10 protein-coding genes are annotated in these 8,400 nt (G+C 70.2%); 3 read left to right on the forward strand and 7 right to left on the reverse strand.

Features of this window, described 5'->3' with window-relative positions; all coding sequences use genetic code 11:
* The 3 genes from FRW57_RS13515 to FRW57_RS13525 all read left to right on the forward strand — a co-directional run.
* Nucleotides 1-271, forward strand: a 271-nt coding sequence (locus FRW57_RS13515) for a CGNR zinc finger domain-containing protein (protein ID WP_203230321.1), incomplete at its 5' end; no start/stop codon positions are given.
* 115 nt (nucleotides 272-386) lie between these two features.
* A complete protein-coding gene (locus FRW57_RS13520) occupies nucleotides 387-1,016 on the forward strand; it encodes a hypothetical protein (protein WP_152186223.1) in 630 nt (209 codons plus the stop codon).
* A 99-nt stretch (nucleotides 1,017-1,115) separates the two neighbouring features.
* The gene (locus FRW57_RS13525) at nucleotides 1,116-2,288 is read left to right on the forward strand and encodes an NADH-quinone oxidoreductase subunit D (RefSeq protein ID WP_152186224.1); all 1,173 of its coding nucleotides are present in this window, start codon (nucleotides 1,116-1,118) and stop codon (nucleotides 2,286-2,288) included.
* Between the two features lie 195 nt (nucleotides 2,289-2,483).
* Here FRW57_RS13525 and FRW57_RS13530 read toward each other — a convergent pair whose 3' ends face one another.
* From FRW57_RS13530 to FRW57_RS13560, 7 genes are all read right to left on the reverse strand, one after another.
* The gene (locus FRW57_RS13530; protein WP_162308208.1) at nucleotides 2,484-3,005 is read right to left on the reverse strand and encodes a DUF3180 domain-containing protein; all 522 of its coding nucleotides are present in this window, start codon (nucleotides 3,003-3,005) and stop codon (nucleotides 2,484-2,486) included.
* Nucleotides 2,999-3,880, reverse strand: a complete 882-nt coding sequence (gene folK / locus FRW57_RS13535) for a 2-amino-4-hydroxy-6-hydroxymethyldihydropteridine diphosphokinase (protein ID WP_137122246.1) — start codon at nucleotides 3,878-3,880, stop codon at nucleotides 2,999-3,001. The genes FRW57_RS13530 and folK overlap by 7 nt, the downstream gene beginning before the upstream one ends.
* Nucleotides 3,877-4,686, reverse strand: a complete 810-nt coding sequence (gene folP / locus FRW57_RS13540; protein WP_137122247.1) for a dihydropteroate synthase — start codon at nucleotides 4,684-4,686, stop codon at nucleotides 3,877-3,879. Before folP ends, folK begins: the two co-directional genes overlap by 4 nt.
* Nucleotides 4,683-5,267: a GTP cyclohydrolase I FolE gene (folE, locus tag FRW57_RS13545; RefSeq protein ID WP_137122248.1), complete on the reverse strand. Its 585-nt coding sequence runs from the start codon at nucleotides 5,265-5,267 to the stop codon at nucleotides 4,683-4,685. Before folE ends, folP begins: the two co-directional genes overlap by 4 nt.
* Nucleotides 5,245-7,272 (reverse strand): ATP-dependent zinc metalloprotease FtsH, encoded by a 2,028-nt coding sequence (gene ftsH, locus FRW57_RS13550; protein WP_152186225.1) that lies wholly within the window; start codon nucleotides 7,270-7,272, stop codon nucleotides 5,245-5,247. Before ftsH ends, folE begins: the two co-directional genes overlap by 23 nt.
* 183 nt (nucleotides 7,273-7,455) lie before the next feature.
* Entirely contained in the window at nucleotides 7,456-8,007 is a 552-nt protein-coding gene (gene hpt / locus FRW57_RS13555) for a hypoxanthine phosphoribosyltransferase (protein ID WP_137122250.1), read from the reverse strand.
* A gap of 9 nt (nucleotides 8,008-8,016) precedes the next feature.
* Nucleotides 8,017-8,400, reverse strand: a 384-nt coding sequence (locus tag FRW57_RS13560) for a TilS substrate-binding domain-containing protein (protein WP_203230322.1), incomplete at its 5' end; no start/stop codon positions are given.

The raw sequence follows: 8,400 nt of genomic DNA on the forward strand, positions 1-8,400 counted from the left end.
GCGGGTGCTGCAACTGCGGCTGGAGCCCTCGGCCCGGTTCACCTTCCCGGCCGACCTGGGCGCGCGGCTGCCGCTCCTCGCCGCCGCCTGGAGCGCCGCCGGTCTGCTGGTCTCCCCGGAGCGGGAACGTGTCCGGCGCTGCGCCGGCATCGACTGCGGCTGGCTCTTCCTCGACACCACTGGGCGGCGGCGCTGGTGCATGATGGCCAGTTGCGGCAACCGCGCCAAGGCCCGCCGTTTCGCCGAGCGGCGGCTCGGCACCGGGAGCTGAGCCACGTCCCGCCCAACCATCCGGGTTACCGTTGCCCCGTGCACCGACCCACCACGCCGCCGCCCCCCTCTGCCGAGGGGCACCGGACCCGGACCTCCTCGTGAGGCGGCGGTGTGTGCTGCCGGTCGTCCTGGCGGTGACCGTCGGCGTTGTGCCGGCATGCGGCGGCGAGTACACGCCCTCGGCCGGCGGACGGGCAGGGCCGGGCGACCCGACGACGACGTCCCCCGAGACGACGCCGCAGCCGGAGATCACCTCGAGCACCCCGACGGCCCCTCCGCCGACCTCCACCGGGCCGAAGCCGAAGCCGAAGCCGAAGCCGACGACCCCGACGCCGCCTAGCCCGAAACCCCAGCCGCACGTGGACAGCGACGACGTCGGCCGCTCCTTCGACCTCGGCGTCATCGTCGGCATCGGCAACGAGAAGGGCGTGGCGGTCATCGTGCTCGATCGCTGGACGGCCAAGGGGGTCGCGGACTCCACCATCGCGAGCGCCGGCTACCCGCTGGCCCCCCACTCGGGCACGCCGTTCTACAACATCAACACGCAGAGCACCTACCGGATCCCGGTCGCCCGCGGAGCAACCTTCACCTATCAACACTGCAACGACATCACCGAGCCCATGGTCACCGAGCGCTCCACGCTCCGCCGCATGGCCGACCTCGACAGGGCCGAGCAGGTGGTGCTGGTCACCCTCGACCGCGAGGGTCGCGCCACCGCGGTCGCCAACGACCCCGCCTGCTGAGCCGCAGCGACACCCCGAGGCCCTCGCGGTCGTGAACGCGTGGCGTCCCCGCCCGGACCGTGCGTGGCAGAGCCGGGTCCGGCTGGCAGACTGGCCGGTATGACGTCCACGACCGACCCGCGCGAGCTCACGGTGGGCGTGGGGGCCGGGGGACTCGCCACCGCCGACATGGTCCTCAACATCGGCCCACAGCACCCCGCCACCCACGGCGTTCTGCGGTTGCGACTCGTCGTGGACGGCGAGCGCATCATCACTGCCGAGCCGATCATCGGCTACATGCACCGTGGGGCGGAGAAGCTCTTCGAGGTGCGCGACTACCGCCAGATCACCGTGCTGGCCAACCGGCACGACTGGCTGTCCGCGTTCAGCAACGAGCTCGGCGTGGTGCTCGCGGTCGAGTCGATGCTTGGCATGGAGGTGCCCGAGCGCGCCGTCTGGGCCCGCATGCTCCTCGCCGAGCTCAATCGGGTGCTCAACCACCTGATGTTCCTCGGCTCCTACCCCCTCGAGCTCGGCGCGATCACGCCGATCTTCTACGCGTTCCGCGAGCGCGAGGAGCTGCAGACCGTGATGGAGGAGGTCTCCGGCGGGCGGATGCACTACATGTTCAACCGGGTCGGTGGCCTGCTGCACGACCTCCCGGCCGGCTGGCTGGGCCGGGTGGAGTCGACGATCGAGGACGTCCGTGGGCGGCTACCCGACCTGGAGAGCATGCTCGTCGGCAACGAGATCGTGCACGCCCGCACCCGCGGGGTGGGCGTGCTGTCCGCCGAGACCGTTGCTGCGTATGGGGTGTCCGGCCCGATCGCGCGCGCGTCGGGGCTGGACGTCGATCTGCGGCGCGACACGCCATACCTCGCCTATGACCAGGTGTTCTCGTCCGGCGGCCCGGGACGAGTGGTCACCCGCACGCAGGGTGACAGTCTCGCCCGCCTCGAGGTGCTGCTCGAGCAGGTCCACGTCAGCCTCGACATCGCCCAGCACTGTGTCGGTGTGCTCGGGTCGCTGCCCCAGGGGCCGATCAACGTCAAGCTGCCCAAGGTCGTGCGGGTCCCCGAGGGCGAGACCTACTACGCCACGGAGAACCCACTTGGCTTCAACGGCTACTACCTGGTCTCGCGCGGCGACAAGACGCCGTGGCGGCTCAAGCTGAGGTCGGCCTCCTTCAACAATGTCTCGGTCCTCTCCGAGACGCTGCCCGGCAACCTGATCTCCGACATGGTGGCGATCCTCGGCTCGATGTTCTTCGTCGTCGGCGACATCGACAAGTAGCCCGGCGGGCGTGCTCGCCCCAGGCTGCTTTGCTCACCACAGGCCGCTCCCGGACCGCTGGAAACCGGTCCCCAGCGAGCACGCACCCCTCGACCCGTATGCCGCCTGCTCACCCCACACTGCTTTGCTCAGCACAGGCCGCTCGCGGACGGCGGGAAACCGGCCCCCAGCGAGCACCGTCGGGTCAGCGGTCGGTCAGGCGGGGCCGGGCTCCTCGTCCGCGGTGGAACGGCGGGACCCGCCGCCACCCTTGGGGTCGTCGTCGTGGTCGTGCGGGATCCGGCACCAGGCCTGCACGACGTGCCCGACCACCGCGAGCAGGATCGCCGCCCCGCACAGGGCCAGCGCGCGGTAGAGCCCGTCCAGGACCGAGGAGACGTCGGCGTTCGGCACGAGAATCACCGCGAGCGCGGCGTAGTAGCCGGTCACGACGGCACCACCCAGGGCGCTGGCCTGTGCGGCGACCACGGTGCGTCGGGCGCGCTGCGGCGTCGGCATCCGCTCGGAGTCGCCACCCAGGTAGCGGCGGATCTCCCAGCCGGCCGCCAGCATCACGGCGGCCATCAGGACGAGCAAGGCCACGCCGAGCCAACTGGTCTGGGGCAGCTCGTGGCCGCTGTCGACCACGAGGCGCAAGCCGACGTAGGCGAGCAGGCCCACCACCAGCGCGACGAGCACCGTGACGCGGATGCTCACACCGGACTCGTTGTTCACCACGTCGGCCTCCATTCCGGACCCGGCCGCACCCCGTCTGCCGACCGTTCCTGCAGCAGGTCCGCCACCGGGCGCAGCCGGCCGCCCACCCGCAACTGTGCCGCGGGGTCGGCGGCCACCCACGGGAGGAGGACGAACGCGCGCTCGTGCGCACGAGGGTGCGGCAGGGTGAGCTCGTCGCCGTCCATCAGGACGTCAGTTTGCCGTGCCGGGTCACCATACTGGATGAGGTCGAGGTCGAGCGTCCTTGCACCCCAACGCAGTTCGCGCACTCGCCCGTGCCGCGCCTCGACCTCGTGCAGTCGGCGCAGCACGGTGTGCGGCGCGAGACGCGTGCGACCGAGCAGCACGGCGTTGAGGTAGTCGGGTTGGTCTGGTCCACCGACCGGGTCGGTCTCGAACAGCGGGGAGACACTCTGGACCGCGAAGCCCTCGATTGCCTCGAGCCGTGCCACGGCATCCTCGAGCGTCGCACGGACGTCGCCGAGGTTGCCCCCGAGCGCGACCACGACGGGCACGTCGCGCTCGCGGCGGATGCCGACCTGCACGTCGCCGAACGGGACGCCGACCGGGGCCTCGGGCTTGTGGATCGTCACCTCGACGGCCTCGACCAGTCCGTGCTCCAAGGCTGCCGCCGCGATCCGTTCCGCCACCGTCTCGATCAGGTCGAGGGACTCGCCGGCGAGGACGGCGACGGCCTGCTCGGCGACCTGCGCGTAGTTCACCGTCCGCGCCAGGTCGTCGCTCTGACCGGCCGGTCGCAGGTCGACCTCGAGCGTGACGTCAGCGATGAACATCTGCCCGTCGGCCTTCTCGGCCTCGAACACTCCGTGGGTCCCGCGCGCCGCGAGGCCCTGAAGGACGATGCGATCGGTCACGTCGCCTCCTCGACGGCACGGAACACGCGAAGCGCGTCGACGGTGCCGGCCACGTCGTGGACCCGCACTCCCCACACCCCAGCCTGAATCGCGAGCAGGGACGTGGCAACCGTCGCCGCGTCGCGCTGCAGCGGGGGGCGTGGCGCCTGGTCGGGCCCTCGGCCCAGCCGCCCGAGAAAGGTCTTGCGCGAGGTGCCGACCAGGACCGGCAGCCCGAGCACCGACAGGGAGTCGAGGTGCGCGAGCAACGCCCAGTTGTGCTCCGGGAGCTTCGCGAAGCCGAAGCCGGGGTCGAGGATGAGCTGCTCACGCCGTGCCCCCGCGGCGACCAGGTCCTCGACCCGCCCGGTCAGCTCTCGGCACACGTCCTGCACGACGTCCGCATAGACCGCTCGGCGTTGCATGTCGGCGCTGTGCCCACGCCAGTGCATCACCACGAACGGCACGCCCGACTGCGCCACCAGGTCGGCCATCCGATCGTCGGCCTGTCCACCGCTGACGTCGTTGACCAGGCTGGCTCCGGCGTCGATCGCCTGCCGCGCGACCTCGGCCCGCATCGTGTCGATGGACACGCGGGCGCCGGCTGTCGCCAGGCCACGGACCACGGGCAACACCCGCCGCAGCTCCTCCTCGGTGGAAGGGCGCTCGGCACCCGGACGGGTCGACTCACCGCCCACGTCGAGGATGTCGGCACCGTCGTCGAGCAACTGCTGTCCGTGTTCGATCGCCGCCTGGGGCTCGAACCACTCTCCCCCATCGCTGAACGAGTCCGGGGTGACGTTGACCACGCCCATCACCAGCGTCATCGTCGACCGCCGAGCACCAGCCCCATCGCCTCGGCGCGGGTGGCCGGGTTGCGCAGCTGGCCCCGCACCGTGGACGTGATCGTGCGCGACCCGGGTCGGCGGACTCCGCGCATCGACATGCACAGGTGCTCGCACTCCAGCACCACGATGACGCCCTGGGGCATCAGATGCTCCACCATGGCGTCGGCGATCTGGGAGGTGAGCCGCTCCTGCACCTGTGGTCTGCGGGCAAACGCGTCCACCAGCCTGGCCAGCTTGGACAGTCCGGTGACCCGGCCGTCCTTGTTCGGGATGTAGCCGACGTGCGCGACGCCGTGGAACGGCACCAAGTGGTGCTCGCACGTGCTGTAGAGCTCGATGTCGCGCACCAGGATCATCTCGTCGTGATCCATCTCGAAGGTGGTCGCCAGGATCTTGGCCGGGTCCTGCTGCATGCCCGCGAACATCTCCCCGTAGGCGCGCGCCACCCGGGCCGGGGTGTCCTGCAAGCCGTCGCGGTCGGGATCCTCCCCGACCGCGATCAGCAGTTCCCGGATCGCGCGCTCGGCGCGATCGACATCAATGCCCTTCGGGGTCGACATAGCCGCCTTCCGGCACCTCGATGACCGCCTCCGGCGGGTGCTCACCGTTGGGGCCGGGAGGTGGCTGGCCGTTGGCCTGGGCCGCCTTCTCGGCCGGGGTGAGGACGGGCGGCAGGTCGTGCACGTGGCGCCGGTCGCTCGACAGCCAGATCGGGCGTGGGGGCCGTTTCACCACGTCGGCGAACACCTCGGCGAGGGCTTCCGCGCCCAGGGTCTCCTTCTCGAGCAGCTGCAGCACCAGGTGGTCGAGGATCTCGCGGTTGTCGTTGATGACATGCCACGCCTCGTCGTGCGCGGCCTCGATCAGGCGGCGCACCTCCTCGTCGACGACCCCCGCGACCTCCTCGGAGTAGTCGCGCTCGTGGCCCATGTCACGACCGAGGAAGACCTCGCTGTTGCCCGAGCCGAGCTTGATCGCACCGACCCGCTCGCTCATGCCGTACTGCGTCACCATCTGCCGCGCCAGTCCGGTGGCTTTCTCGATGTCGTTGGACGCGCCCGTGGTCGGGTCGTGGAAGACCAGCTCCTCCGCGACGCGCCCACCGAGGGCGTAGGCGAGCTGGTCGAGCAGCTCGTTGCGGGTGGTGGAGTACTTGTCGTCGGCCGGCAGCACCATGGTGTAGCCGAGCGCACGGCCGCGCGGCAGGATCGTGATCTTGGTGACCGGGTCGGTGTGCCGCATCGCCGAGGCGACGAGCGCGTGGCCGCCCTCGTGGTAGGCGGTGATCTTGCGCTCCTTGGCACTCATCACCCGCGAACGCTTCTGCGGCCCCGCGATGACGCGGTCGATCGCCTCGTCGAGGGAGTGGTTGTCGATCATGTTGGCGCCGGTGCGGGCGGTGAGCAGCGCCGCCTCGTTGAGCACGTTGGCCAGGTCGGCGCCGGAGAACCCGGGGGTCCGCCGTGCCACCGCGAGCAGGTCGACGTCCGTGGCCATCGGCTTGCCCTTGGCGTGCACCTGCAGGATGTGGTGCCGCCCGATCATGTCCGGCGCGTCGACGGCGATCTGCCGGTCGAACCGCCCGGGACGCAGCAGCGCCGGGTCGAGGATGTCGGGCCGGTTGGTGGCGGCGATCAGGATGACATTGGTCTTGACGTCGAAGCCGTCCATCTCGACGAGCAGCTGGTTCAGCGTCTGCTCGCGCTCGTCGTGGCCGCCGCCCAGCCCGGCGCCGCGGTGCCGTCCGACGGCATCGATCTCGTCGACGAAGATGATTGCGGGGGCGTTGGACTTGGCCTGCTCGAACAGGTCGCGCACCCGGGAGGCTCCCACACCGACGAACATCTCGACGAAGTCCGAGCCCGAGATCGTGTAGAACGGCACGCCGGCCTCACCCGCCACGGCTCGCGCCAGCAGCGTCTTGCCGGTGCCCGGAGCGCCATACAGCAGGACGCCCTTGGGGATCTTGGCGCCGACGGCGAGGAACTTGGCGGGGTCGGCGAGGAAGTCCTTGATCTCCTGCAGCTCCTCGACCGCCTCGTCCGCCCCGGCGACGTCGGCGAAGGTGACCTTGGGCATGTCCTTGCTGGCGAGCTTGGCCTTGCTCTTGCCGAACTGCATGACCTTGGACCCGCCGCCTTGCATCTGGCTCATCAGGAACCAGAACAGACCGAGGACCAGCAGCAACGGCAGCACGGTCAGCAGCAGGCTGACGATCCAGCTCTGCTGGGCCGGGTCGTCGGTGTAGCCCTTGGAGGGGTTCGCCTTGGTCAGCTCACTCACGATCTGGTCCCCGCGCGCGGGGACGTAATAGGCCTGGACGCGGTTCGCGTCCTTGACCTGGTCACCGTCGGAGTAGCTCTCCCCCGGCTTCAGGGTCAGGTCGATGCGGTCGGGGGTGACCTTGGCCGACTCGACCTTGCCACTGGTGATCAGGTGCTCCGCCGCGGACGTGTCGATCCGGGTGAAGCCGCTGTTGCCGTTGACGGTGAAATACAGGAAGGCGACGGCGATGATCAGGACGATCCAGATCATCGGCGTGCGGAGAATGCGCTTGAAGTTCATGTATGTGCGGGGTCTCGCCCCGTCCCTCCTGGTCGCTCGGCCAAGTCGTCCGCGATGTCCCGCGGACACGGCGACAGACTGAAAAAAGGTACACCGCTCGGCGGCAACGGCATTCCTGCAGGTCAACGACCATTATGCCGTCAGTGTTCCGACGGGCTCGCGCCGCCGTGTTATTTGCCCCGCTCAGGAGTAGACGTGCGGCGCGAGGGTGCCCACGACGCGCAGGTTGCGGTAGCGCTCGTCGTAGTCGAGTCCATAGCCCACGACGAACTCCGGCGGGATGTCGAATCCGACGTACTTGACCGGGATCTCCACCTTGGCCACCTCCGGCTTGCGCAGCAGGGTGCAGATCTCGACGGAGGCGGGCGAGCGCGACTCCAGGTTGGTCTTGATCCACGACAGGGTCAGCCCGGAGTCGATGATGTCCTCGACGATCAGCACGTGCTTGTCGGTGATGTCGGTCCGCAGGTCCATCAGGATGCGGACGACCCCGGACGACTTGGTGCCGGAGCCGTAGGACGAGATGGCCATCCAGTCCATGGGCGCGGTGCCCGGCAGGGCCCGCATCAGGTCGGCCATCACCACGACGGCGCCCTTGAGCACCCCCACGAGCAGCAGGTCCTTGCCCTCGTAGTCGGCCCAGATCTGCTCGGCCAGCTCCCCGAGTCTGGTCTGGATCTCCTCCTCGGTGATCAGCACCTTCTCGAGGTCGGCTCCCATGTGGGCGGCGTCCACGGCACTCTCCTAGGTTGTCGGGTGGGTCGTCGGGTCGGTCGTCGGGCGGTCCGGCCCGTCCAGGCTGTCAGCGCCGGTGTGCTCCCATTGAACCGGACCTGCGCGCTCGATCGACACCCGCCCGCCCGTGCGGCTCGCCCGCACGCCCCCCGGCAGGTCGACCTGGCCCTGTCCGCGCCACCGGCTCACCAGGGCGTCCAGCGACCGCACGTGCACCGCGAACAGCGCACCGCGTGGTGTCCCCGCCTCCTCGACCAGCCGGCGCCACACCCTGGTCCGGATCCCGTCCGGCAGCACCGCGAGCCGCTGCGCCTCCCATGGTCCGGGCCCGAGCTCCTCGCGGGCGGTCACCGCGAGGGCGTCCAGCGTGTCCGCGTCGGTGCGCAGCAGGCC

Origin of the sequence: Segeticoccus rhizosphaerae, from assembly GCF_009192725.1 — a bacterium.
GTDB classification, from domain to species: domain Bacteria; phylum Actinomycetota; class Actinomycetes; order Actinomycetales; family Dermatophilaceae; genus Segeticoccus; species Segeticoccus rhizosphaerae.

What these genes read in the sequence shown, in the direction of transcription:
- FRW57_RS13525 (WP_152186224.1), top strand. Translation starts at nt 1,116, where the DNA reads ATGACGTCCACGACCGACCCGCGCGAGCTCACGGTGGGCGTGGGGGCC.
- folP (WP_137122247.1), bottom strand. Translation starts at nt 4,686, where the DNA reads ATGACGCTGGTGATGGGCGTGGTCAACGTCACCCCGGACTCGTTCAGC.
- folE (WP_137122248.1), bottom strand. Translation starts at nt 5,267, where the DNA reads ATGTCGACCCCGAAGGGCATTGATGTCGATCGCGCCGAGCGCGCGATC.
- ftsH (WP_152186225.1), bottom strand. Translation starts at nt 7,272, where the DNA reads ATGAACTTCAAGCGCATTCTCCGCACGCCGATGATCTGGATCGTCCTG.